The sequence below is a fragment of the Pseudorhodoferax aquiterrae genome, assembly GCF_014652235.1.
GTDB classification, from domain to species: domain Bacteria; phylum Pseudomonadota; class Gammaproteobacteria; order Burkholderiales; family Burkholderiaceae_C; genus Pseudorhodoferax; species Pseudorhodoferax aquiterrae.
The window spans coordinates 532,034-556,225 of sequence record NZ_BMYK01000001.1; the positions used below are offsets into that span (position 1 = coordinate 532,034).

At 69.0% G+C, this 24,192-nt stretch carries 26 protein-coding genes and 1 tRNA gene; 11 read left to right on the forward strand and 16 right to left on the reverse strand.

Features of this window, described 5'->3' with window-relative positions; all coding sequences use genetic code 11:
* Positions 1-4 precede the first annotated feature (4 nt).
* A complete protein-coding gene (locus IE209_RS02505; RefSeq protein ID WP_189685435.1) occupies positions 5-457 on the reverse strand; it encodes a TA system VapC family ribonuclease toxin in 453 nt (150 codons plus the stop codon).
* Between the two features lie 41 nt (positions 458-498).
* Positions 499-744 (reverse strand): hypothetical protein, encoded by a 246-nt coding sequence (locus tag IE209_RS02510; RefSeq protein WP_189685436.1) that lies wholly within the window; start codon positions 742-744, stop codon positions 499-501.
* 158 nt (positions 745-902) lie between these two features.
* Here IE209_RS02510 and IE209_RS02515 point away from each other — a divergent pair, with 158 nt between their 5' ends.
* The 3 genes from IE209_RS02515 to IE209_RS02525 all read left to right on the forward strand — a co-directional run bounded on the left by IE209_RS02515 (position 903) and on the right by IE209_RS02525 (position 5,077).
* On the forward strand, positions 903-1,376 hold the full coding sequence (locus IE209_RS02515; RefSeq protein ID WP_189685437.1) for a PaaI family thioesterase: 474 nt from the start codon (positions 903-905) through the stop codon (positions 1,374-1,376).
* A 162-nt stretch (positions 1,377-1,538) separates the two neighbouring features.
* Positions 1,539-3,521 (forward strand): PhoX family protein, encoded by a 1,983-nt coding sequence (locus IE209_RS02520; protein ID WP_189685438.1) that lies wholly within the window; start codon positions 1,539-1,541, stop codon positions 3,519-3,521.
* Between the two features lie 107 nt (positions 3,522-3,628).
* Positions 3,629-5,077: a formimidoylglutamate deiminase gene (locus IE209_RS02525; protein WP_189685439.1), complete on the forward strand. Its 1,449-nt coding sequence runs from the start codon at positions 3,629-3,631 to the stop codon at positions 5,075-5,077.
* A 63-nt stretch (positions 5,078-5,140) separates the two neighbouring features.
* On the opposite strand, the gene IE209_RS02530 is transcribed toward IE209_RS02525, so the two are convergent.
* Together IE209_RS02530 and IE209_RS02535 are read right to left on the reverse strand one after the other, a co-directional pair.
* Positions 5,141-5,217: transfer RNA gene (locus IE209_RS02530), tRNA-Pro, on the reverse strand.
* Between the two features lie 17 nt (positions 5,218-5,234).
* Entirely contained in the window at positions 5,235-6,218 is a 984-nt protein-coding gene (locus IE209_RS02535; protein ID WP_189685440.1) for a polyprenyl synthetase family protein, read from the reverse strand.
* Between the two features lie 179 nt (positions 6,219-6,397).
* Here IE209_RS02535 and rplU point away from each other — a divergent pair, with 179 nt between their 5' ends.
* The 4 genes from rplU (at position 6,398) to proB (ending at position 9,292) form a co-directional block, all read left to right on the forward strand.
* A complete protein-coding gene (rplU, locus tag IE209_RS02540) occupies positions 6,398-6,709 on the forward strand; it encodes a 50S ribosomal protein L21 (RefSeq protein ID WP_056181609.1) in 312 nt (103 codons plus the stop codon).
* Between the two features lie 12 nt (positions 6,710-6,721).
* Positions 6,722-6,982 carry a 50S ribosomal protein L27 gene (gene rpmA, locus IE209_RS02545; RefSeq protein ID WP_145545164.1) on the forward strand — a complete coding sequence of 87 codons (261 nt, stop codon included), beginning with the start codon at positions 6,722-6,724 and terminating at the stop codon, positions 6,980-6,982.
* Positions 6,983-7,059: 77 nt separating this feature from the next.
* Complete coding sequence (cgtA, locus tag IE209_RS02550; RefSeq protein WP_145545165.1) at positions 7,060-8,130, forward strand: Obg family GTPase CgtA; 1,071 nt, start codon at positions 7,060-7,062, stop codon at positions 8,128-8,130.
* 13 nt (positions 8,131-8,143) lie between these two features.
* A complete protein-coding gene (gene proB, locus IE209_RS02555; protein WP_189685441.1) occupies positions 8,144-9,292 on the forward strand; it encodes a glutamate 5-kinase in 1,149 nt (382 codons plus the stop codon).
* A gap of 2 nt (positions 9,293-9,294) precedes the next feature.
* Here the strand turns inward: proB and IE209_RS02560 are convergent, their stop codons facing one another.
* Both IE209_RS02560 and IE209_RS02565 read right to left on the reverse strand, forming a co-directional pair.
* On the reverse strand, positions 9,295-9,831 hold the full coding sequence (locus IE209_RS02560; protein ID WP_189685442.1) for a CNP1-like family protein: 537 nt from the start codon (positions 9,829-9,831) through the stop codon (positions 9,295-9,297).
* Positions 9,818-10,480, reverse strand: coding sequence for an RNA pyrophosphohydrolase (locus IE209_RS02565; RefSeq protein WP_145545168.1), 663 nt, complete (start codon positions 10,478-10,480; stop codon positions 9,818-9,820). The genes IE209_RS02560 and IE209_RS02565 overlap by 14 nt, the downstream gene beginning before the upstream one ends.
* A gap of 112 nt (positions 10,481-10,592) precedes the next feature.
* On the opposite strand from IE209_RS02565, the gene IE209_RS02570 reads away from it, so the two are divergent.
* Both IE209_RS02570 and IE209_RS02575 read left to right on the forward strand, forming a co-directional pair.
* On the forward strand, positions 10,593-12,344 hold the full coding sequence (locus IE209_RS02570; protein ID WP_189685443.1) for a proline--tRNA ligase: 1,752 nt from the start codon (positions 10,593-10,595) through the stop codon (positions 12,342-12,344).
* 1 nt (position 12,345) lies between these two features.
* A complete protein-coding gene (locus tag IE209_RS02575; protein ID WP_189685444.1) occupies positions 12,346-12,990 on the forward strand; it encodes a lytic transglycosylase domain-containing protein in 645 nt (214 codons plus the stop codon).
* Here IE209_RS02575 and paeA read toward each other — a convergent pair.
* The 6 genes from paeA to hemA all read right to left on the reverse strand — a co-directional run bounded on the left by paeA (position 12,980) and on the right by hemA (position 19,066).
* A complete protein-coding gene (gene paeA, locus IE209_RS02580; RefSeq protein ID WP_189685496.1) occupies positions 12,980-14,308 on the reverse strand; it encodes a polyamine export protein PaeA in 1,329 nt (442 codons plus the stop codon). The two genes, IE209_RS02575 and paeA, sit on opposite strands and share 11 nt — an antisense overlap.
* The gene (locus IE209_RS02585; RefSeq protein ID WP_229882656.1) at positions 14,305-15,300 is read right to left on the reverse strand and encodes an AAA family ATPase; all 996 of its coding nucleotides are present in this window, start codon (positions 15,298-15,300) and stop codon (positions 14,305-14,307) included. Before IE209_RS02585 ends, paeA begins: the two co-directional genes overlap by 4 nt.
* Before the next feature lie 102 nt (positions 15,301-15,402).
* Positions 15,403-15,729 (reverse strand): Grx4 family monothiol glutaredoxin, encoded by a 327-nt coding sequence (gene grxD / locus IE209_RS02590; protein ID WP_189685446.1) that lies wholly within the window; start codon positions 15,727-15,729, stop codon positions 15,403-15,405.
* 35 nt (positions 15,730-15,764) lie between these two features.
* Entirely contained in the window at positions 15,765-16,586 is an 822-nt protein-coding gene (prmC, locus tag IE209_RS02595; RefSeq protein ID WP_189685447.1) for a peptide chain release factor N(5)-glutamine methyltransferase, read from the reverse strand.
* 59 nt (positions 16,587-16,645) lie between these two features.
* Positions 16,646-17,731, reverse strand: coding sequence for a peptide chain release factor 1 (gene prfA / locus IE209_RS02600; protein WP_189685448.1), 1,086 nt, complete (start codon positions 17,729-17,731; stop codon positions 16,646-16,648).
* Between the two features lie 66 nt (positions 17,732-17,797).
* Positions 17,798-19,066: a glutamyl-tRNA reductase gene (gene hemA / locus IE209_RS02605; protein ID WP_189685449.1), complete on the reverse strand. Its 1,269-nt coding sequence runs from the start codon at positions 19,064-19,066 to the stop codon at positions 17,798-17,800.
* Positions 19,067-19,135: 69 nt separating this feature from the next.
* On the opposite strand from hemA, the gene IE209_RS02610 reads away from it, so the two are divergent.
* Positions 19,136-19,402, forward strand: a complete 267-nt coding sequence (locus IE209_RS02610; RefSeq protein ID WP_189685450.1) for a hypothetical protein — start codon at positions 19,136-19,138, stop codon at positions 19,400-19,402.
* A gap of 1 nt (position 19,403) precedes the next feature.
* Here IE209_RS02610 and IE209_RS02615 read toward each other — a convergent pair whose 3' ends face one another.
* From IE209_RS02615 to IE209_RS02630, 4 genes are read right to left on the reverse strand one after another with little or no spacing between them, the layout of a single operon-like run.
* Complete coding sequence (locus IE209_RS02615; protein ID WP_189685451.1) at positions 19,404-20,717, reverse strand: GNAT family N-acetyltransferase; 1,314 nt, start codon at positions 20,715-20,717, stop codon at positions 19,404-19,406.
* A 26-nt stretch (positions 20,718-20,743) separates the two neighbouring features.
* The gene (gene nudC, locus IE209_RS02620) at positions 20,744-21,565 is read right to left on the reverse strand and encodes an NAD(+) diphosphatase (RefSeq protein ID WP_189685452.1); all 822 of its coding nucleotides are present in this window, start codon (positions 21,563-21,565) and stop codon (positions 20,744-20,746) included.
* Between the two features lie 55 nt (positions 21,566-21,620).
* Entirely contained in the window at positions 21,621-22,229 is a 609-nt protein-coding gene (locus IE209_RS02625) for a dioxygenase family protein (RefSeq protein WP_189685453.1), read from the reverse strand.
* Positions 22,230-22,266: 37 nt separating this feature from the next.
* A complete protein-coding gene (locus IE209_RS02630; RefSeq protein WP_189685454.1) occupies positions 22,267-23,148 on the reverse strand; it encodes an NUDIX hydrolase in 882 nt (293 codons plus the stop codon).
* A gap of 117 nt (positions 23,149-23,265) precedes the next feature.
* Here IE209_RS02630 and IE209_RS02635 point away from each other — a divergent pair, with 117 nt between their 5' ends.
* A complete protein-coding gene (locus IE209_RS02635) occupies positions 23,266-24,186 on the forward strand; it encodes an SDR family NAD(P)-dependent oxidoreductase (protein WP_189685455.1) in 921 nt (306 codons plus the stop codon).
* The last annotated feature ends 6 nt before the right edge of the window (positions 24,187-24,192 follow it).

Sequence of the window (24,192 nt, forward strand, 5' to 3'; positions counted from 1 at the left end):
GCCCTCAACCCACTTCGAGCAGCTCGAACGGCCCTCCGGCAAAGGCTTGGGCCAGGCGCTTGTCCAGCGTGAGCAGGCGCATGCCATGGTGCTGGGCCAGGGCGAGCAGGTAGGCGTCCGTCGTCTGTCGCGGCCCGGTCAGCCGGCCGAAGTCGCAGGCCGTGACCGCCGGGTGCTCGGCCAGGTAGGCATGCTCGGCGTCGGCGCACAGTGCCTGCAATGCAGCATGGGCCTGCGGTGGCGACAGGGTGCGGCTGAAGATGCCGCTGGTGGAGGAGATGCGCACGAAGCCGAGCTGCGTGATGGCGCAGGTGGCCCAGGCCGCGGCGGCGTCCAGGCGCTGCACGACGGCGGCATGGGCTTCGTGCTCGACCCAGCCCAGCGCCACCAGGGTGTTCATGTCCAGCAGCACGGCCGGCTGGCGGGCTGTGCCCCAGCGCGGGCTGGCTTCGCGCACCGCCGTCGGCGGGGAAGGCGGCGGCGCGGCCCGGGCGCGACTCACAGCACGCCTTCGTCGTCGATGAGCTTGTGCAGTTGCGCGCTCGTCACCTGCGCGCCCACGGCAGCCGGTGCAATGGCCTGGAAGCGGCCGCTGCGCACGCTGGGCGGGGCGGCCTCGGTGCTGGCACGCAGGCCTTCCTGCACCAGCTGACCGAGCAGGCGCGCCATGGAGATGTTCTGGCGCAAAGCCTGTCGGCGCACGGACTCGTGCACGGCAGGGTCGAGTTCGATGGTGGTGCGCATGGATTCAAGTGAATCGGTGATTCAGCACATCGTAGCATCAGCCCATCTTCGTGGAAAGAGCGCCTCGTGAAGCCCGTGGTGCTTCCAAGTGCGGCTGCCCGCGGCGTTGGCGAAAAGCCAGCACTTCCGACCCCGACGGCGCTGCCTATGATCGGCGCATGCCCGACACCGCATCCGCCATTCCCGCCGGTTTCCGCCCCATCGACATGGGCGGCCCCTTCATCGAGGCCAATGGCCCGCTCTATGGCCGCTGGACCGGCGAGAAACTGCAGCTGGGCTTTCGCGTGGAGCGGCGCCACACCAACCCGATCGGCACCTGCCACGGTGGCATGCTCGCGAGCTTTTGCGACATGCTGTTGCCGGCCATGACCATGTACCAGGGCACGGATGGCCGGCGCAGCTTCCTGCCCACCATCAACCTGCAGATCGACTACATCGGCGCGGCGCCGCTGGGCGCCTGGGTGCAGGGCGAGGGCGAGGTGCTGCAACGCACGCGCACCATGGTGTTCGCACAGGCGCTCGTCACGGCCGACGGCGTGCCGGCGCTGCGCACGAGCGGCATCTTCCGCTACCGGCCGCCGCAGGACGATGCGCCGCTGGACTTCGATCCGCTGCGGCTGCGCGGGAACTGACGCGGCTGTCAACACGCCCGCGCGTCATGCGGGCTTCACACGGCTGTCACGGGCGGTTTCGACCATCACGGCCGCAAGCCAGCCTGCGCCAGCGAAATACACCATGCACAAAGCATGGCGGGGAAGCGTCTTGTCTTTTTCCCATCCCAGGACTCCGCCCCGATGCCTTCGATCGATCCAGAAAACATCCCTACCAACACCAGCGCCAACCCCCACTTCAACGAGCTCGTCGAACGTGCGCGCTCGCGCCGCGGCTTTCTCAAGAGCGGCCTGGCCCTGGGCGCCGTCGGCTTCTTCGGCGCGGGCCTCACGGCCTGCGGCGGCGGTGACGGCGACGGCGACGACAGCGGCCCGATGCTCGGCTTCGCGGCCGTGGCAGCCTCGACCGGCGATGACATCGTGGTGCCGGCCGGCTACAAGCATGCGGTGTTCTGCCGCTGGGGCGACCCGCTGTTCGCCAACTCGCCGGCCTGGAAACCGGATGCCTCCAACACGGCGGCCGACCAGGCCCTGCAGTTCGGCGACAACCACGACGGCATGCACTTCTTCCCGCTGTCCAACAACAGCAGCACCGAAGGCCTGCTCGTGATGAACCACGAGTACATCAACCCCGAGTTCTTCTACACCGCGGCCGAGCAGTCCGGCACCACGCCCTGGTCGCTGGAGCAGGTGCGCAAGGCCCAGCACGCCCACGGCGTGTCGGTTGCGCATGTGCGCCTCGTGAACGGCAACTGGCAGGTGGTGATCCCCTCGCCCTACAACCGCCGTATCCACATGAACACGCCGATGCAGCTGACCGGCCCCGTGCGCGGCCACGCACTGGTGCGGACCAGTGTCGACCCGGCCGGCGAGGTCTCGCTCGGCACGGTCAACAACTGCGGCAACGGCTACACCATGTGGGGCACCTACCTCACCTGCGAGGAGAACTTCAACGGCTACTTCGGCACCGCCAGCACGACGGATGTGCGCAACGCCAACATGCGCCGCTACGGGCTGTCGAGCGCGGGCTCGGGCTACCGCTGGCACGAGGAGGACCAGCGCTTCGACTACGCGGTGGAGCCGAACGAGCCCAACCGCCTGGGTTGGATCGTCGAGATCGATCCGTTCGATGCCTCGTCCACGCCCAAGAAGCGCACGGCGCTGGGCCGCATCAAGCACGAGAACGCCGCGCAGACGCTGGCCAAGGACCAGCGCGTGGTGGTCTACATGGGCGACGACCAGGCCAACGACTACGTCTACAAGTTCGTCTCGGACGGCAAGTACGTGGCCGACAACCAGCGCGCCAACGTCAACCTGCTGGAAAGCGGCACGCTGTACGTGGCCAGGTTCGGCGCCGGCGCCACGGCGGGCGACATGATGGGCACGGGCGAGTGGGTGGCCCTGGTGCCGTCCACGCCCATCGCCGGTGGCAGCACGCTGGGCGCCAAGTACGGCGACCTGGGCGGCATCCTGGTCAACACGCGCCTGGCGGCAGACGATGTCGGCGCGACCAAGATGGACCGCCCGGAGTGGGTGACGGTGCACCCGGACTCGGGCGAGGTCTACCTCACGCTGACCAACAACAGCAGCCGCAGCACGGTGGACGAGGCCAACCCGCGCACCAACAACATCTACGGCCAGATCATCCGCTGGCGCGAGACCGGCCAGGACGCGGCCGCACTGACGTTCGAGTGGGACCTGTTCGTGCTGGCCGGCAACCCGGCGCACACGGCCGGCGGCCTGCAGGCCGGATCGAGCAACATCAACGCCGACAACCTGTTCAACAGCCCGGACGGCCTGGCCTTCGACGCCGACGGGCGCCTGTGGATCCAGACCGACGGCAACTTCTCGAACCGGGGCAACTACGCCGGCATGGGCAACAACCAGATGCTGGTGGTCGACCCGAAGACCAAGGAGATTCGCCGCTTTCTGGTCGGCCCCTCGGGCTGCGAGATCACGGGCATCACCTGGACGCCGGACCAGAAGTACGTGTTCGTCAACGTGCAGCACCCGGGCGAATACGGCAGCCACCCGCGCGCACCCGCGACCGATCCCGCGGTGGACCCGCTGGCCTTCTCGCGCTGGCCCGACAACGGCGCCGGCGGGCGCCCACGTCCGGCCACGGTCGTGGTCTGGCGCGAGGATGGCGGCAAGGTCGGCACCTGAGCATTCCTTGACCTGCCGCAGAAGGGCCCCAGTGCTGCAAGGCGCCGGGGCCTTTTGGCGTGGATGGGCCGGTGCAGAATGCGCGAAACCGAGCGGAAGGACGGCGCATGACGCACGAGGTGAGGCGGTTCTTCGCGAGCCGCGCATGGATTCAGGGGACGTGGGCGCGCGATGTGGTGTTGACGGTGGCGGCCGACGGCTGCTGGCTCAACGTGCTGCCCAATGCCAGCGCCGAGCAGCAGCGCGGCGCCATGCGGCTCGGCGGCCCCGTGCTGCCGGGCATGGTCAACGCCCACAGCCACGCCTTCCAGCGCGCCATGGCCGGCCTGACGGAGCGCCGGCGCAACGGCGCGGCCGCCGAGGTCGACGACTTCTGGACCTGGCGCGAGCGCATGTACAGCGTGGCGCGGCGCATCACGCCCGGGCAACTGGAGGCCGTGGCCAGTCTGTTGTACGCCGAGCTGCTGCAGGCCGGCTACACCCAGGTCTGCGAGTTCCACTACCTGCACGGCGCGCCCGATGGACAGGCGCCAGGCCAGCCGCTCGAGATGGCACTGGCGCTCGTGCGCGCGGCGCAGCAGGTGGGCATCGGCCTGACCCTGCTGCCCACGCTGTACATGCGCGCGGGCTTCGGCGCGCCGGCATTGGACGAGGCGCAGCGTCGCTTCGCCTCCACACCGGACAGCGTGCTGCGCACGGTGGAGGCCATCGCGCGCCTGGCCGTGGATGCCGATGCCAACAAGACGAGCCCCGGCGCACTGCTGGGCGCTGGCGTGGCCGTGCATTCGCTGCGTGCCGTCGATGCCGGGGCGCTGCAGGAGGTGGCGGCGCATGCGCGCAAGGTCTCGCTGCCGCTGCACATCCATGTCGCGGAGCAGACCCAGGAGGTGGACGACTGCGTGGCCCACACCGGTCTGCGGCCCGTGGAGTGGCTGCTGCAGAACGCGCCGGTGGACGCGCGCTGGAACCTCGTGCACGCGACCCAGGCCACGGCGCAGGAGCTGCAGGGCGTGCGCCGCGCCGGCGCCTGCATCGTGCTGTGCCCCAGCACCGAGGCCGACCTGGGCGATGGCCTGTTCGACCTGGCCGGCTACATGGCACTGGGCGGGCGTTGGTCGGTCGGCTCGGACAGCCAGGTTTCGCGCCAATGGACCACCGAACTGCGCCTGCTGGAGTACCTGCAGCGCGTGCAGCTGCGCCAGCGCAACGTCGCAGCGCGGGCGGGCGGGCGCGACAGCACGGCGGCAGCCCTGTTCGACGCCGCAGTGGCGGGCGGCCGCGCCGCGACCGGCCAGCGCATCGGCGCGATCCAGGCCGGACACCGTGCCGACTTCGTGGTGCTGGACGACCAATCGCCCGCACTGCTGGGCATTCCTGCCGAGCATGTGCTCGATGCGATGGTGTTTTCCTCGCCTTCGCCGCGGCTGTGGGACGTGTTCGTCGCCGGGCAGGCGGTCGTGACGCAGGGCAGGGTAGTGGGCCGCAGCTCGACCGCACCCTTGGCACCGCAGCTGGGCGCGGCGTTCAGTGCGGCGATGGCCGCGCTCTGGCCCTGAGCTGCTGCTCGAAACAACAAAGGCCGCTTGCGCGGCCTCTTTTGCTCATGACAATGACTTGGCTGGTCGGGGTGAGAGGATTCGAACCTCCGGCCTCTACGTCCCGAACGTAGCGCTCTACCAGGCTAAGCTACACCCCGATTTGCAGTTCAGGTCTTCAAGACCTGCGCTCCAACAGCTGAGCCGCTAATTGTAGCAAAGCTTTTGTGTTGTTATTCGGCGACAGTTGCGAAATCGCTTCGATCGCGCGTTGGGCTTCGGCTGCGGCGGCTTCGCGGGTAATCTCCAGGGCGCCGGTTTCGCGCACGATGGCGATGATTTCGTCGATGTTGTCGACGGCACCGTTCTCGATCGCGACACGGATGGTGTCGCGCTGGGCGGGCGTGCCGCGCCGCATGGCGGCGATCAAGGGCAGCGTGCACTTGCCCTCGCGCAGGTCGTCGCCGAGGTTCTTGCCCATTTCCTCCGGTGCGCCGTCGTAGTCCAGCACGTCGTCGATGACCTGGAAGGCCGTGCCCAGGGCCTGGCCGTAGTCGGCACAGGCGCGCTCGATCTCCGGCGTGCTGCCGGCCAGGATGGCGGCGATGCGGGCGCTGGCCTCGAACAACTTGGCCGTCTTGGAGCGGATCACGCGCAGGTAGCCGGCTTCGTCCAGCGAGGCGTCGTGCATGTTGACGAGCTGCATGACCTCGCCTTCGGCGATCACGTTGGTCGCCTCGGCCAGGGTCTGCATGATGCGCATGTCGCCCACCTCGACCATCATCTGGAAGGCGCGCGAATACAGGAAGTCGCCGACCAGCACGCTGGCCGGGTTGCCGAAGGCCTCGTTGGCCGTGGCACGGCCGCGCCGCAGCGTGGAGTCGTCGACCACGTCGTCGTGCAGCAGGGTGGCGGTGTGGATGAACTCCACCACGGCCGCGAGCGTGAAGCGCTCGGGCGAGCGCTGCCCGAGCGCGCCGCACATCAGCAGCAGCAGCGCCGGGCGCAGCCGCTTGCCGCCCGCGGAGATGATGTACTGCGCGACCTGGCCGACGAGCGGCACATCGGAAGAGAGGCGCTTGGCGATCAGTCGATCGACTTCGCGCATGTCGTCGGCGATCAGCGCGACCGCCTCGGCGGTGCTGGAGGTGTTGACGGACAAAGGTGTGACCCAGGGTAATTGCGGCGGATTATAGGAAGCCCCTCCTGCCGCCGACCCGGCCTGTCCGTCCGTGCGCCGGTGCAGGCGCCGAGGATGCTATACTCGCGGGCTTCGCGGAAATTCGTCCGCCGAAGGCTCACCCTCTAGAGCTTAGGTAGAGGGCTCATACGAGGTTCCACATGTACGCGGTCATAAAAACCGGTGGCAAGCAGTATCGCGTTGCTTCCGGCGAGAAAATCAAAGTAGAACAGATTGCTGCGGATGTTGGCCAAGAGATCGTGATCGACCAGGTTCTCGCCGTTGGCAACGGCAGCGAGATCAAGGTAGGCACCCCCTTGGTATCCGGCGCAACCGTCACGGCAACCGTCGTGGCGCACGGCAAGCACGACAAGGTGCACATCTTCAAGATGCGCCGTCGCAAGCACTATCAGAAACGTCAAGGCCATCGCCAGCAGTTCACCGAGCTGCAAATCGGCGCGATCGCCGGTTAAAGGGGTCAGGTCATGGCACAGAAAAAAGGCGGCGGCTCTACACGCAACGGGCGCGATTCCAAGCCCAAGATGCTGGGTGTGAAGGCCTTCGGTGGTGAGCTGGTCAGCGCCGGTTCCATCATCGTGCGCCAGCGCGGCACGCGCTTCCACGCCGGCAGCAACGTCGGTGTCGGCAAGGACCACACCTTGTTCGCCCTGGTCGACGGCCACGTGTCGTTCGCCGTCAAGGGTTCGATGAACAAGCACACGGTCGTCATCACGCCGGCTGCCTGAGGACTGCGGTCCTCCGGTCCCAAGCCCCGCTCGTCGGGGCTTTGTTGTTTGGGTCTCTTCAACTTGCGAGGTGGAACATGAAGTTCGTCGATGAAGCCACGATCGATGTCGCATCCGGCGACGGTGGCAACGGCTGCGTCTCGTTCCGCCACGAGAAGTACAAGGAGTTTGGCGGGCCGAACGGCGGCGACGGCGGCCGCGGCGGTCACGTCTTCGCCGTGGCCGACCCGAACCTCAACACGCTGGTGGACTACCGCTACACCCGGCGCTACGAGGCCAAACGCGGCGAGCACGGCATGGGCTCGGACATGTTCGGTGCGGCTGGTGCCGACATCACGCTGCGCATGCCGGTGGGAACGATCATCAGCGACGCCGACACGGGCGAGCAGTTGTTCGAGCTGCTGGTGCCCGGCGAGGTGATCACCATCGCCAAGGGCGGCGACGGCGGGTTCGGCAACCTGCGTTTCAAGAGCGCGATCAACCGCGCGCCGCGCCAGAAGACACCGGGCTGGCCTGGCGAGAAGAAGCACCTCAAGCTGGAGCTCAAGGTGCTGGCCGATGTGGGCTTGCTGGGCATGCCGAACGCCGGCAAGTCCACGCTGATCTCGGCCGTGTCGAACGCGCGCCCGCGCATCGCCGACTACCCGTTCACGACCCTGCACCCCAACCTGGGCGTGGTGCGTGTCGGCCCCGAGCAGAGCTTCGTGGTGGCCGACCTGCCGGGCCTGATCGAAGGCGCGTCCGAAGGCGCCGGCCTGGGCCATCTGTTCCTGCGCCATCTGCAGCGCACGCGGCTGCTGCTGCACGTGGTCGACATGGCGCCCTTCGACGAGAACGTGGACCCGGTCGTGCAGGCGCGCGCCATCGTCAATGAACTCAAGAAGTACGACGCCACGCTGCACGGCAAGCCGCGCTGGCTGGTGCTGAACAAGCTGGACATGGTGCCGGCCGAGGAACGCGCGGCCAAGGTCAAGGACTTCGTGCGCCGCCTGCGTTTCAAGGGCCCGGTGTTCGAGATCTCGGCGCTGACGCGCGAAGGTTGCGAGACCCTGGTGCAGTCCGTGTTCCAGCACATCCATGCGGAGAAGTCGGCCGAGAACCAGCCGGTCGAGGTCGATCCGCGCTTTTCCGCATCCTCCGATTCCTGATCCGCTGCAGCCCATGACGACACCTGTCCATCCGACCCTGCTGCACGAAGCGCGGCGCATCGTCGTCAAGGTCGGCTCCAGCCTGGTCACCAACGAAGGCCGTGGCCTGGACGAAGCGGCCATCGGCGAATGGTCGCGGCAGCTGGCCGCGCTGGTGCGGGGCGATGGCGTGCGCGGCCGCGAGGTGATCATGGTGTCCAGCGGCGCGATCGCCGAAGGCATGAAGCGTCTGGGCTGGAGCACGCGCCCGCGCGAGGTGCACGCGCTGCAGGCCGCGGCCGCCGTGGGCCAGATGGGCCTGGCGCAGATGTACGAGAGCAAGCTGCGCGAGAACGGCCTGGGCAGTGCCCAGGTGCTGCTCACGCATGCCGACCTGGCCGACCGCGAGCGCTACCTGAACGCGCGCTCCACATTGCTCACGCTGCTGCAGCACGGTGTGGTGCCGGTGATCAACGAGAACGACACGGTCGTCAACGACGAGATCAAGTTCGGCGACAACGACACCCTGGGTGCGCTGGTCGCGAACCTGGTCGAGGCCGACGTGCTCGTGATCCTGACCGACCAGCGCGGCCTGTATTCCGCCGATCCGCGCAAGGACCCCGGCGCGCGCTTCATCGACGAGGCGCAGGCCGGCGATCCGGAACTCGAGGCCATGGCCGGCGGGGCCGGCTCCAGCATCGGCCGCGGCGGCATGATCACCAAGATCCTCGCGGCCAAGCGCGCAGCCGGCTCCGGCGCATCGACCGTGATCGCCTGGGGCCGCGAGCCGGACGTGCTGCTGCGCCTGGCGCAGGGCGAAGCCATCGGCACTTTGCTGGCGGCGCAGACGCAGAAGATGCAGGCGCGCAAGCAGTGGATGGCCGACCACCTGCAGCTGCGCGGTGCCGTCATCGTCGACGACGGCGCGGCGCGCAAACTGCGCGGCGAGGGCAAGAGCCTGCTGCCCATCGGCATGACAGCGGTGGAGGGCGAGTTCTCGCGCGGCGACGTGATCGCCATCCGCGACAGCCAGGGCCAGACCATTGCCCGCGGTCTCGCGAACTACGCCAGCGCCGAGGCGAGGCTGCTGTGCCGCAAGCCGTCCAGCGAGTTCGAGGCCTTGCTCGGCTACACGGCCGAGCACGAGATGGTCCACCGGGACAACCTCGTGCTGAGCCGCTGAGTTCAGTTCGGGTAGACCGTTTCAGCGGGCGATTTGAGCCGCTGCACGATGTCGCGCACCGACGTGGGACGCGCCCTGCCATCGCAGCCACCCTGGCGCGCGAAGGCCAACGGGTACTTGATGCGGCTGGACTCCCAGAGCGACTTCCACTGGGGTTGTTCCACCGGCGTCCACTTGTCGACGTTGTAGCGCGCGTAGAGCTTGTACTCGCCGGTGTCGCAGCGCAGGCCCTCGTACATCGCCGTCATGGCCCCGCTGCTGCTGCGCGCGACCATCACGTAACGCACCACGCCGTCCTTGCCGATCTGCAGCGTGGAGGGGTCGATGCCGTAACGCAGGCTGCCCTGGGCATCGACGGTCACGTCCACGAGTTTGCCCATGTCGAACGCCGGCGCGGGAAGTGCCTCGTTTTCGACCCATTCCGGCGCGTCCGGGGCGTTGCTGTTGTATTCCTTGCTGATGGACTGTGCGCTGGCCGCTGCCGCGCTCAGCGCGCCGGCGGCCAGGAGGGCCGCCAGGCGGCCGTTACGAAGAAGCATGGTTGTCGTGCGGAGCGGCGCCGAGCCGTTCGTTGCGCTCGTTGGTGTTGGGGTCGGGTTCGAAGCTGCCGCCGGGCGGCAGCTCGAACGGCTGCGCCGGCATGTCGCGGCGCGGGTCCTGGATCTCGCCCTCGCGCGCGCGCATGCTCGAACGCAGGTAGCGGTTGCGGTGGTCGTGGCGGGGCAGGTAGCGCGCCAGCTCGGTCAGCGCCATCTCGTAGACGCCGCGCTTGAATTCAACCACCACGTCCAGCGGAACCCAGTAGTCGTTCCAACGCCAGGCGTCGAACTCCGGGTGGTTGGTGGCGCGCAGGTTCAGGTCCCAGTCGTGGCCCATCAGCTGCAGCAGATACCAGATCTGCTTTTGTCCCTTGTAATGGCCGCGCGCATCGCGGCGGATGAAACGGTCTGGCACCTCGTAGCGCAACCAGTCGCGCGTGCGCGCGACGACCCGCACATGCTCCGGACGCAAACCCACTTCCTCGTGCAGTTCACGGAACATGGCCTGCTCTGGCGATTCGCCCCGGTCAATGCCCCCTTGCGGGAACTGCCATGAGTGGGTGCGAATGCGCTTGCCCCAGAACACTTGGTTCTTATGGTTGAGCAGGATGATGCCGACGTTGGGCCTGAAGCCTTCCCGGTCAAGCATAATCAAACCCCAATTTTTTAACTGAAACCATTATGCACAGCGTGGTCTGTGTATCAAGCGGCGACCCGCTCGCCACGGTTTCGGGTCTTCCCTGCCATCTCCCTCCGTCGACATGAAAGCGTCCCAGTTCCTGATTTCCACGCTCAAGGAAGCGCCCGCCGATGCCGAGGTCGTCAGCCACCAGCTCATGACGCGCGCGGGCATGGTCAAGAAGCTCGGTGCCGGCATCTACACCTACATGCCCATGGGCCTGCGCGTGATCCGCAAGGTCGAGGCCATCGTGCGCGAAGAGATGAACCGCGCCGGCGCCATCGAGATGACCATGCCCGTGGTGCAGCCCGCCGAGCTGTGGCAGGAGACGGGCCGTTTCGACAAGATGGGGCCGGAGCTGCTGCGCATCAAGGACCGGCACGAGCGCGACTACGTGGTCCAGCCGACCAGCGAGGAGGTCGTGACCGACATCGCACGCCAGGAACTGCGCAGCTACAAGCAGCTGCCCAAGAACTTCTACCAGATCCAGACCAAGTTCCGGGACGAGCGCCGGCCGCGCTTCGGCCTCATGCGTGGGCGCGAGTTCATCATGAAGGACGCCTACAGCTTCGACCGCGACCAGGCGTCTGCCAAGGCGAGCTACCAGGTCATGGCGCAGGCCTACCGCCGCATCTTCGACCGCTTCGGGCTGCGCTACCGCGCTGTGGCGGCGGACAGCGGTGCCATCGGCGGCGACCTGTCCGAGGAATTCCAGGTCATCGCCGCCACCGGCGAGGACGCCATCGTCTACTGCCCCGACAGCGAATACGCGGCCAACATGGAAAAGGCCGAGGCGCTGGCGCCCACGCAGGCCCGCGCTGCGGCGACACAGGCCATGGCCAAGACGCCCACACCGGGCAAGGCGACCTGCGCCGACGTGGCCCAACTGCTGGGCGTGCCGCTGTCCACCACCGTCAAGTCGCTGGTGCTGGCGACCGACGTCCAGGACGCCAACGGTGCAAGCACTGCGCGCATCTGGCTGCTGCTGCTGCGCGGCGACCACGACATGAACGAAGTGAAGGTCGGCAAGCTGGCGGGCATGGAGCAGGGCTTTCGCTTCGCCACGCTGGCCGAGATCGACGCGCACTTCGGCTGCCAGCCCGGCTACCTGGGCCCGGTCGGCCTGCGCCAGCCCGTGACCGTGGTGGCCGACCGCGAGGTCGCCGTGATGCACGACTGGATCTGCGGTGCCAACGCGCCCGATTTCCACATGACCGGCGTGAACTGGGGCCGCGACCTGCCCGAGCCCGACCTCGTGGCCGATCTGCGCAACGTGGTGGCCGGCGACCCCTCGCCGGACGGCAAGGGCATGCTGGCCATCGAGCGCGGCATCGAGGTGGGCCATGTGTTCTATCTGGGCACCAAGTACAGCCGCGCCATGAATGCGAGCTTCCTGGCCGAGGACGGCAAGCCGCAATTGCTGGAGATGGGCTGCTACGGCATCGGCATCACGCGGTTGCCGGCCGCGGCCATCGAGCAGAACCACGATGCGCGCGGCATCATCTGGCCCGACGCGATCGCCCCGTTCACGGTCGTCGTCTGCCCGATCGGCCCGGACCGCAGCCCGGCCGTCAAGGAAGCTGCCGACGCCCTGTACCAGGAACTGCTGGCCGCTGGCGTGGACGTGATCCTGGACGACCGCGGCGAGCGCCCGGGCGCCATGTTCGCCGACTGGGAACTGATCGGCGTGCCGCACCGCGTGACCATCGGCGACAAGGCGCTCAAGGAAGGGCAGGTCGAGTACCAGCACCGCCGTGACGCGGCCGCCACGCGCGTGGCAACGGCTGAGATCGGGACCTTCGTAAAATCGCGCCTCTCGTCCGCCACCGCCTGACTTGAACCCTGCCGCACCGTCCCCGTCCCAAGGCCTGTCCCGCCGAAGCTTGCTGGGCGGTGCCGCCGCTGCGGGGCTGCTGGGCCACGGTGCCCCGGCCCATGCCGGCGGCCAGGTCGAGGAGCCGCTCGTCGATTCGGTGCGCAGCGCGCTGAGCGCGGCCGTGGCCCAGTCGGCACCGCCGGTGCCCGAATTCCACAGCACCGAGGCGCGCATGGCCTACCTGCGCTGGCTGGGCGCGGCCAGCCCTTTGCTTCTGCGGCGCAAGCCCGAATGGGCCGAGCGACGTGAATTCCTCGACACGGTCTGGTACGAGACCCGCCGCGCCGGCCTGGACACTGCCCTGGTGCTGGGCCTGATCGAGGTCGAGAGCAACTTCCGGCGTTTTGCCATCAGCGTGGCTGGCGCCCGCGGCTACACCCAGGTCATGCCGTTCTGGACGCGGGTGCTGGCCGACGGCGACGCGAGCCGCCTGTTCCACATGCAGACCAACCTGCGCTTCGGCTGCGTGATCCTGCGCCATTACCTGGACCGCGAGCGCGGCGACCTGTTCCTGGGCCTGGGCCGCTACAACGGATCGCGCGGCCAGGCGGCCTACCCGAATGCGGTGCTGGCCGCCCGCCGCCGCTGGGAGTTCAGCGCGTAAGTGCGGCCGGCGTGGGCGTGGCCGGATCCCGCGCGCGCGAGACCATCACCTGGTCGATCCGGAAGCTGTCCACGTCCAGCACCTCGAAGCGGAAGCCGCCCCAGGTCACCGTGTCGGTGCGCTTGGGCACGCGGCGCAGCATCACCATCATGAAGCCGGCCAGGGTCTCGTACTCCTCGGCGTGCGGCATCTCGTCGATGACGAGCGCGCGCTGCACGTCCTGGATCGGCGTGGCGCCGTCGATGAGCCAGGAATTCTCGTCGCGCTGGACGATCTGCTCCTCGTCCAACGGATAGGCGACCAATTCGCCCATCACCGTGCTCATGACGTCGTTGAGCGTGACCACGCCCACCACCAGGCTGTACTCGTTGACGATGACCGCGAAGTCCTCGTGCACGAGCCGGAACTGGTCCAGCACCTCGGCCAGCGTCAGCCGGTCCGGCACCACCAGCACCTTGCGCACGAGCGCGTCGTCCAGCAACGAGATCGACTGGTTGTTGAGCACGCGCTGGAACAGGTCCTTGGCGTCCACGTAGCCGACCACGCGGTCGATCTCGCCGTCGCAGACCGGGTAGGTGGAGAAGGGCTCGGCCGCGATGCGCAGCCGGATCACCGCGTCCGGCTCGTCGCGGCGGAAGAAGGCGATGCGGTCGCGCTGCGTCATGGCCGATGAGACCGTGCGCGTGTCGAGCTCGAACACGTTGGCAATGACCTGCTGCTCGCGCGCCGCCAGGGCGCCCGAGCGCGCGCCGGCCTCGGCCATGGCCAGGATGTCCTCGGAGGTGATGCGGTCGTCGCGCAGAGTCGGCAGGTCGAACAGCTTGAACAGGCCATCGGCCGCGCGGCTGTAGACCCAGACCAGGGGCTTGAACAGCGTCATGCAGGCCTGCATGGGCCGCACCACGCGCATGGCCAGCGCCTCGGGCTGCGTCATGCCCAGGCGCTTGGGGAACAGGTCGGCGAACAGAATGAACAGCGAGGTCGTCAGCACGAACGAGACCAGGAAGCCCGCCGTGCGCGCCTGGCCTTCGTCCAGGTCCAGCCAGCGCCACAGGTCGGCGAACAGCGGGCTCATGGCGCCCTCGCCGACGATGCCGCCCAGGATGGCGACCGCGTTCTGGCCGATCTGCACCACGGTGAAGTAGTGGCCGGGCTGCTCCTGCACCTTCATGACCAGCGCGGCGCGCGCATCGCCATCGTCCGCCAGCTGGCGCAGGCGCAGGCGCCGCGACGCCGCGAGAGAAATCTCGGCCACGGAGAAGAACGCGCTGGTCACGATCAGCGCGAACACGAGCAAGAGGCTGGTCGAGAGGCTCAGTGGACGAACCCCATGCGGCTCTTGGCGCTGGCCGGTCGCGGCAGGTCGTCCACGCGCACATGGTCGCGGCCGTCGAGTCGGGCGTTGCCAAAGCCGGTCATCAGGGCGCGGCGCATCTCGCGCGGCGCCAGCTCGGCCAGCATGTCCAGCACATCCGCCTGCGCCTCGGGCTGGAACTGCGGCCCCCAGCCGTGTTCGCTGCGGATGCCGGTGTAGAGCTGGCCGGCGATCTGCCGCGCCTGCTCCGGCGTAGGCGCCGGGATGCTGAACACGTTCATGCGGTTCAGGATGGGCTCGGGGATGGCGCGTTCGTCGTTGGCCGTGGTGATCCAGATCACCTGGCTCGCGTCGATGGCCACCTCGGCGAATTCGTCGACAAAACTTTGCGCCGTGTCGTGTTCGAGCAGGCTGTACAGCGCGCCGAGCGGGTCGTACTGCGCCTCGGTGCCGGCCTTGTCGATCTCGTCCACCACGAGCACGGGGTTGGCGTACTGGCCGTCGACCAGGGCCTCGAACACCTTGCCGGGCTTGGCGCCCTTCCATTGCGAGGAGGCGCCCGAGAGCAGCCAGCCGGCCGTCATCGAACTCATGGGCAAGAGACTCATGCCCGTGCCGAGCAGCTCGGCCAGCTTGCGTGCGAAATGGGTCTTGCCGATGCCGGGCGGCCCCAGCAGCAGCATGGGCGTGACCTCCAGGCCATCCGGGCTGTCGTGGCTCAGCGCCACATGGCGGCGCACATCGTCCAGCGCCTCGGTGAAGTTGGGCAGGCTCTGGTAGAGCGCGGCCATCTCGGGGATGCCGGAGGGCTTGACCTGGAAGCGCTCGGGCCCGCGTTCGAGCATGCGCTCGTAGGTGCTGCGCAGCTGCTCGTGTTCCTTGGATTGCAGCTTGGCCAGCTTGCGCTCCACGTCTTGCGTCTGGTAGACGCTGCGCATGCTGGCGACAGGCAGGTGGATCGGGGTGGCCGTCAAGGCCGTGCTGCGCGATTCCATCGAAGCTCCTCGTGGCAATGAAGAGAGTGACGAAACCATTTCAGCATAAGCCGTGCCAGCCTGCCAGCGCCAGGCCGCCCCCATGTCGGGCGGCAGCAACCGTCAGGCGGCCGTGGTGCCCAGCAGCTGGCGCAGTTCGCCCGATTCGTACATCTCCATCATGATGTCCGAGCCGCCGACGAACTCGCCCTTGACGTAGAGCTGGGGAATGGTCGGCCAGTTGCTGTATTCCTTGATGCCCTGGCGGATCGCGTCGTCGTCCAGCACGTTGACGGTCTTGACGTTCTTGGGGTCGACGCCGCAGGCCTTGAGCACCTGGATGGCGCGGCCCGAGAAGCCGCACATGGGGAAGCTGGCGCTGCCCTTCATGAACAGCAGGACCTCGTTGGACTTGACCAGGTCGTCGATGCGTTGTTGGGTGTCGTTCATGGGGGAATCTCCGAGCGGAAAAAGACGGTGGCGGATTATCCCGTGATCGGCCACTGCCCGCCGGAGCAGCGCGCGATGCCCGCCAGATCCCTGCGGCTGTCGACCTGCACGAAGCCCCGGGCGCGCAGCAGCGCGCAGACGGCCTCGGCCTGGTCGTGCCCATGCTCCAGCAGCAGCCAGCCGCCGGGGGGCAGGTGCGCAGGCGCATCGGCAACGATGGTGCGCAGGTCGTCCAGCCCGTCGGCGCCCGCCGCCAGGGCCGAGAGCGGCTCGTGCACGAGGGCCGCCAGGTGCGGGTCGGCATCGGCGATGTAGGGCGGGTTGGAGACCACCAGGTCGTACGGGCCGTCCACGCCCTGCAGCCAGTCGGCCTGCTGGAACTGCACGCGCAGGCCCAGACGCTGAGCATTGGCGCTGGCCACGGCCAGCGCGTCGGCGCTGCGGTCCACGGCGGCCACCAGCGCATCGGGCCGCGCATGGGCCAGCGCCAGTGCGATGGCGCCGCTGCCCGTGCCCAGGTCGAGCACGCTGCCGCCCGCCGGCAGCTGCTCCAGTGCCCATTCCACGAGCGTCTCGGTGTCGGGACGCGGCACCAGCACGCGCGCGTCGACCTGCAGCGGCAGACCGAAGAATTCCTTCTCGCCGAGCAGATAGGCCACGGGCTCGCCGGACAGCCGGCGCACGCTGTGGTCCTCGAAGCGCTGCAGCACTTCGGGCGTGGCAAGGTCGTGGTCGTGCGCGAGCAGCCAGGCACGGTCGTTGGCATCGCGGCCCAGCGCGTGCAGCAGCAACAGTTGGGCGTCCAGCCGCTCCAGGCCGCGTGCGGCCGCGGCCGCCAGGATCTGGGCAATGGTCATGGATGTTCCTTCGGCTTCGCCTTCGGAGCGAGCTTGCTTGGGGCGGCCCGGCGCGGCGCTCACGCCGCGCCGACCTCCAGCTCGGCCAACTGCTCGGCCTCGCGCGCGCCGCGCAGTGCCTGCACCACCTCCTCCAGGTCGCCCTCCATGATGAAGGACAGCTTGTAGAGCGTGAGGTTGATGCGGTGGTCGGTCAGCCGGCCCTGCGGGAAGTTGTAGGTGCGGATGCGGTCGCTGCGGTCGCCGCTGCCGATCAGCCCCTTGCGCTCGGCCGCGTCCTTGGCGGCGCGCTCGCTGCGCTCCTTTTCCTGGATGCGCGCGAGCAGCACCTGCAGCGCCTTGGCCTTGTTGCGGTGCTGCGAGCGGTCGTCCTGGCATTCGGCCACGATGCCCGTGGGCAAATGGGTGATGCGCACGGCCGAATCGGTCTTGTTGATGTGCTGGCCGCCCGCGCCGCTGGCGCGGTAGGTGTCGATGCGCAGCTCGGCCGGGTTGATCTGCACGGCCTGGGCCTCGTCGGGCTCGGCCAGCACGGCGATGGTGCAGGCGCTGGTATGGATGCGGCCCTGGGTCTCGGTCGCGGGCACGCGCTGCACGCGGTGGCCACCGGACTCGAAGCGCAAATGGCCGTAGACGTCCTCGCCGTCCACGCGCATCACCACTTCCTTGTAGCCGCCCAGCTCGCTCGGCGATTCGCTGATGAGTTCGGTCTTCCAGCCACGGCGCTCGGCGTAGCGCGTGTACATGCGCAGCAGGTCGCCCGCGAACAGCGCCGATTCGTCGCCGCCCGTGCCGGCGCGGATTTCCACGAAGGCCGCGCGGGCGTCGTCGGGGTCCTTGGGCAGCAGCATGCGCTGCAGTTCGTTCTCGAGTTCCGCGAGCTCGCCCTGGGCGCTGGCGATCTCCTCGCGCGCCATCTCGGCCATGTCGGGATCGGCCAGCATCTCCTGGGCGGCCGCCAGGTCGGCGCTGCGCTGCTGGTGGCGTGCGTAGCGGCCGGCCACCTGGGCCACGTCGGCATGCTCGCGCGACAAGGCCATGAACTGCTTCATGTCCGCCATGATGTCCTGGCGCGACAGCAGGAAGTCCAGTTCGGACAGGCGCAGCGCGTAGCGCTCGAGTTGTTGGCGGAGAAAGGGTTTCACGGGGCGACGGTCCAATGGGGGCAGGGCCGCAGCGGGCAGGCTGCGGTGCGGCGGCAAGGCGCGCCGCTAACGTTCCTTGCGCAGGAACAGGCGCGAGATGGTGTCGACCGCCTGGGCGCGGGCCTGGCCGTCGCCGGCATGCAGCTCGGCCATCGCGCCGTGCAGCATCTTCTGCGTGAGACCCTTGGCCAGTGCTTCGAGCACGGCGTCCACGTCGTCGCCGCGTGCCAGCTGCTTGCGCGCGCGGGCGAGCTCGGCCTGGCGCCAGGCGTCGGCCTGGGTGTTGAGCTGGCGGATCAACGGCACCACGCCGTGCACCGGATCGCGTTGGCCCATCCAGTGCAGGAAGCTCTGCACACCGGCGTCGATGATCACTTCGGCCTGGGCCACGGCGGCCTGGCGCTGGGCCTGGCCGGTCTGCACGACGCTGGCCAGGTCGTCCACGGTGTAGAGGAACACGTCTTCCAGACCCTTGACCTCGGGCTCGATGTCGCGCGGCACGGCCAGGTCGACCATGAACATGGGCCGGTGCTTGCGCTGCTTGAGCGCGCGCTCCACGGCGCCCAGGCCGATGATGGGCAGCGTGCTGGCCGTGCAGCTCACGATGGCGTCGAACTCGTGCAGCCGGGCGGGCAGGTCGGCCAGGCGCATCACCTCGCCGCCGAAGCGGCCGGCCAGCTTCTCGCCGCGCTCCAGCGTGCGGTTGGCGATCGCGATGGACTTGGGGCTCCTGGCCGCGAAGTGGGTGGCGGCCAGCTCGATCATCTCGCCGGCGCCGACGAACAGCACACGCACCTGACCCAGGTCTTCGAACAGCTGCGAGGCCAGGCGCACGGCGGCGGCCGCCATGCTGATGGAGTGCGCGCCGATCTCGGTGGCGGTGCGCACTTCCTTGGCGACCGAGAAGGAGCGCTGGAACAGCTGGTTCAGCGTGGAGCCCAGCGCGCCGGCCTCGTTGGCCACGCGCACGGCGTCCTTCATCTGGCCCAGGATCTGGGCCTCGCCCAACACCATGGAATCCAGCCCACTGGCCACGCGGAACACATGGCGCGCGGCCAGGCCGTCGTGCAGCGCATAGGCGTGCGAGCGCAGCAGTGCCGGGGCGACGCCGCCGGCTTGGGCCATCCAGTCCACCGTGCGGTCGATGGCCTGGGCGTCAGCCGCACAGTAGATCTCGGTGCGGTTGCAGGTGGAGATGATGGCGGCTTCGGGGCCCGACAGCGCCGAGCGCAGGCCGGCCAAGGTGGGGGCGATCTGGTCCAGCGCGAACGCAAACCGCCCGCGCAGATCGAGCGGGGCGGTGTGGTGGTTGATGCCGAGTGCCCAGACAGCCATAAGCGGCGATTATAAAATCCGGCACCTCTTTGCGTTGCTTGACCTGCGTCAAGCCCTCTGCTGTCTCCCATGGGTGTCGTCGATCTGCTGCTGCATGGGCTGGCCTTCGTGCTGCCGGCCTTCTGCGTCGCGCTGTGCACCACGCTGGTCGGCCGTCTGGGGCGCAGCGGCGGCATGCGCTGGTGGAGCGAATGGCTGCTGACTGGCGCGGCCGGCAGCCTGGCGCTGCTGGGCGCGCTCTGGGCCATGGGCCGTGACGGCAGCATCGCCGGCTATGCGGCGCTGGTGGCCTGCTGCGGCACGCTGTCCTGGCTGCTCTCGCTGCGCCGGCGCTGATTCAGCTCAACAGATCGTGGTGCGTGTGGCCTGACTCCAGCGCGTGCACGCATTCGCGCCAGGGTGGGTCGGTCGCGCTGATCAGGAAACCGTAGGCACCGTAGTCGTCGTAGCGCCGCCCGCGCATCACGGTGACCTGCAGCACCGACTGCTCGTCCGTGCCCAGGTGCACGACGACCCGACCCGCGGCCTTGAGCGGCAATTCCTCGCGCGCATGCGCCTGGAAGCCCTCGTTCGAGACGTCGACCACCTGCAGTTCCACGAGCCGGCGCTGGCCGCCGATGTCGATCTCGAGCTTGCCCTTGCACTTGAGCGAAAAGCGTGGGTGCCGGCGCAGCGTCTCCATCTGCGCCGGCGGCTGCTCCAGTGGCGGCAGCACGGCCTGGTAGGCGGGAAGGTCGTAGATCTCGTGCAGCATGGCCTTCTTGCGTGCATCGAGTCCGGCGAAGCCCTGGGTGCGCTGGTTGAAGAAGTGGTCCAGCAGCGCCGGCGTCATGACCGGGTCGTTGGTCGTGTAGTAGCGCCGCTGCGGCAGCCGGATGTTGGGCAGCTCCATCTTGAAGAAGTAGTGGTGCAGGCTCTTGCGCGGCGGCTTGCCCGCGTAGGCGCGCGCGAGCAGCGCGTCGGCCTGGCTCAGGTCCAGCGTGGCGCCCACGGCCGGTGCGCCGTTGGCGAAGTCGTAGGCCGCCACCGTCTTTTGCGGCAGCCGGCGAAAGCACAGCAGCGATTCGTAGAGTTCGATGTGGTAGGGGTTGACCGCGATGACCAGATGCCGCGTGTCGAAGAAGCGCGTGCAGTAGGTGTGCATGAACTTCATGAGTGGGAACAGGATCGCGCCACCGGTCTTGCGGTGCTTGGGGTGCACCGCCAGCGCCGAGACCTCGGCGATCTGGCCGCGCTCGGCCTCCACGCTGGACAGGTCGAACACCGCCTGCAGCGGAAAGCCGAACGGGCTCTGGCGGATCAGCGAGATCGTGCCCACCACCTCGTCGTCGTACTTGGCGCACAGCGTGGTGGTGGTCGGCAGCGCGTGGTAGATGGTGGCGCGCAGGCCCGAGGGGGCGGGCTGCATGAAGCCCACGGCCACGTAGGCGTCGTGCAAGAGCTTGAAGCAGGCCTCGAGCTCCTCGCGCGTGTCGGCAATCTTGAGCGTCAGCCGCGGGTCGGGCGCCGGGTCGCAGTCGACGAAGGAGCGGGCCACCGAAAAACGCACCGACTGGGGCATGAAGCCGATCGCCTGGCGCATGCCCTTGTGCAGCGCGCGGCGCGTGCGCGAGAGCAGGGTCTGCTTTTTGGGTCGTGGCGAGCGGGCCATGGGATGCTCCTCTCGGCAGTATCGGCTCAGCGGCCGGGCAGGTGGGCTTCGATCAAATGCCCGGCGATAGACAGTCCGCGCGGGGGGATGGGCGGCATCGCGTCGCCAGGGCCGACCCAGACGGCCTCCTCGATCTCGTTCTCGTCCAGGCGGATCTCGCCGCCCGCGTACTCGGCCGTGAACGCGATCATCAGCGAGTGCGGGAACGGCCAGGACTGGCTCGCGAAGTAGCGCAGGTCCTTGACCTGCAGGCCGACTTCCTCGAACACCTCGCGGTGGATGGCTTCCTCGACGGATTCGCCGGCCTCCAGGAAACCGGCCAGCGCCGTGTAGAAGCGGGTCGGCGAGTTGCGGTGGCGCGCCAGCAGGAGTTCGGGGCCGCGCCGCACCAGCACCATCATGGCCGGCGAAATCCGCGGATAGGCCATGTGGCCGCACGCCGGGCAGCGCATGCAGCGTTCCCCGGCCACATGCTTGGTCGGGCCGCCGCAGGCGCCGCAGAAGCGGTGCGTGCGTGCCCATTCGGCGATCTGCCAGGCCCGCCCGGCGACAGCCAGCTGGCCTTCGTCCATGGCACCGAACAGCGCGCGCAGCCGGCGCGGGCGCAGACCCTCGGGCAGCGGCGTGTCCTTGGGCAGCCAGGCCACGCGGCAATAGGCCCCGTCGAGCAGACCCACGGGCAGGAAGTCCGCAGCACGCAGGCCGAGCGCGGCGCATGCGAAGGCGCCCGGCAGGGCCAGATCGGCTTCGCCGACCAGCAGTTCGTCACCGCAGAACACGAAGTTCTGCACCAGATCCTGCTCACGCGCCGCCAGCAGTGGCGTGAACGAGGGAGGGGTTTGCAGCATGGGCGGGCATACGGGCCGTTGGAGCCCGCATGCTAACCGCCGGTGCGGATCGGCGTCAGAGTGCGAGCACCAGCGCCGCGTGGGCCTGCAGGCCGTCGCTGCCGGCGGTGTAGGGCAGGGTCACGGCGGCGCGGTCGGCCGCCTCGAGCCGGCGCCAGAGGAAGTCGCGCGCATTGCCAGGATCGCCCTCCACGTAAAGCTGCGTGGTCAGCAGTTCACGCGCGCCCAGCCGCAGCTTCACGTGGATGTGCGGCGTGCGGCCGCTGTAAGGCACGGGGCGGATCGTGCGGAAGCGCCAACGGCCCTCGGCGTCCACCGTGGTGCGGCCGAAGCCCTGGAAGGCCGGGTCCTGGCGGCTGCCGTCGCCGGGATGGTCGTAGTGGCCGGCTTCGTCGCACTGCCAGATCTCCACCTGGGCGCCGCGCACGGGGCGGCCGTCCAGGTCGCGCAGCGTGCCGTCCAGCCATGCCGGCTGGCCGCGCGTGTAGCGCCGCGCACCATTGCGCAGCAGGTCGTTGTCGGCGTCGGCCGGGAAGGCAAGCGGATAGAAGGGCCCCTCGGTCTGGGCCGGCGTGGGCCGAAGGCGCGCCACGGGCTGGGCCCGCGCGCTCAGCAGGGCCGGGCAGGCGATCAGGGCGGCAGTGAGCGTGCGGCGCGTGGGCATGGTGCTCAGATGCGGGTGGCCACGCCCAGGTTCCCGGCTACAGGAACAGCGCGTCGAAACCGTCCACGGGTTCGAAGCGCTTGTTGTGCCAGCGCAGGCGCAGCGGGCCCGGCATGGCGCGCTCGCGCACCGGATGGCGGTCGTCGCCCGGGTAGCAGACCACGCGCGTGCCGCCGTCCTCGATGCTTTCGGGCTGGATCAGCGGCGGGCGGCGCGTGCGCGCGGCAGCCACGGCTTCGTCGGCCGTGGCGTGGCGCGCGAGCTGGGCCAGCGTCATGATTTGCGGCGGTGCCATCTCGATCTCGCGGTCCCAGTAGCGCTGCAAGGCGGCGCGCGGCGACAGCCAGGTGCTATCGGTGGTCTCGAAATCGTCGTGCGTGGCCACCTGCTCGGGCGGCACCGCGGCGGCGAAGAAGCGCGTGTCGAAGCGCTTGTTCATGACCGAGGGCACGCGCGGCGTGATCCAGCGCGACCATGGCGCGAGCCGGCGCGTCTGCACCCGCAGGCCCAGTTCGGCCAGCATGGTGTTGAAGGGCGTACCGTTCTTGAGCAGGGCGGAAGCCCGGGCCAGGTCGGGCTCGCCGCCGTCGGCGGTTTCCGCCAGCAGCACGCCGGCTTCCTCGAAGGCTTCGCGCACGGCGGCCACGTACAGGCCGGCCGCGCGCGCCGCGTCCAGCTCTGCGTCGTGCAGGCTGGCGTGCAGCTGCGCGGCAGCCTGGTCGAGATGGCGTGCGGCGTCGAGCTCGGCATCGGCCGCATCGAGCTTGCCGCCCGGGAACACGTAGGCGCCGCCCAGCACGTCGGACAGCCCGTGGCGCTTCATGAGCAGCACCTCCAGGCCGGCGGCGCCGTCGCGCAGCATGACCACGGTGGAGGCCGCGCGCGGCGGCGTGTCGATGGCGTGCAGGTTCAGTTCCATGGGGTTCCCTTCGTCTCCAGTACAGTTGCCCGGCTTTTTTGTATGGCGCGCAGCAGGCTAACAGAGGCTGATGGCCCCGGCTGTCGCGCAGCTTCCACCTCGCAAGGAGACAAAGGAATGGGTCTGGATTTCAAGGGCCGTGTGGCCATCGTCACGGGCGCCGGCGGCGGTCTGGGCCGCGAGCATGCGCTGGCACTGGCCCGGCGCGGCGCCAAGGTGCTGGTCAACGACCTGGGCGGTGCGCGCGACGGCAGCGGCGGCTCGGCCAGTGCGGCGCAGGCCGTGGTCGACGAGATCGTCGCCGCCGGCGGCGAGGCGCTGGCCAACGGCGCCTCGGTCACCGACCACGCCGCCGTGGCCGCCATGGTCCAGCAGGCCGTGGACGCCTGGGGTCGCGTCGACATCCTCGTCAACAACGCCGGCATCCTGCGCGACAAGAGCTTCGCCAAGATGGAGCTGGACGATTTCCGCCTCGTCATGGACGTGCACCTGATGGGCGCCGTGCACTGCTGCAAGGCCGTGTGGCCGCTCATGACCGCGCAGAAGTACGGCCGCATCGTGATGACGAGCTCGTCCTCGGGCCTGTACGGCAACTTCGGCCAGGCCAATTACGGCGCGGCCAAGATGGCACTGGTCGGCCTCATGCAGACGCTGGCCATCGAAGGCGCCAAGCACGGCATCCACGTCAACAGCCTGGCGCCCACGGCCGCCACGCGCATGACCGAGGACCTCATGACGCCCGAGGTGCTGCGCGCGCTGGACCCGGCCGCCGTGGTGCCGGCCATGCTGGTGCTGGCCGGCGAAGACGCGCCCACGCGCACCGTGCTGTGCGCCGGTGCCGGCTCCTTCGAGGCCGCGCACGTCACGCTGACCCAGGGCCAGTGGATCGGCACCGGCGAGGACGCGCCCGAACGCCTGGCGGCCGCGCTCGATGCCGTGCGCGCACGCGAGGGGGAGACCGTGCCGCAAAGCGGCTCGGAGCAGGGCCGGCTGGAAGTCGGCCGTGCCATGGCCCAGGCAGGGCGGCAGGCCGGCTAAACCCTG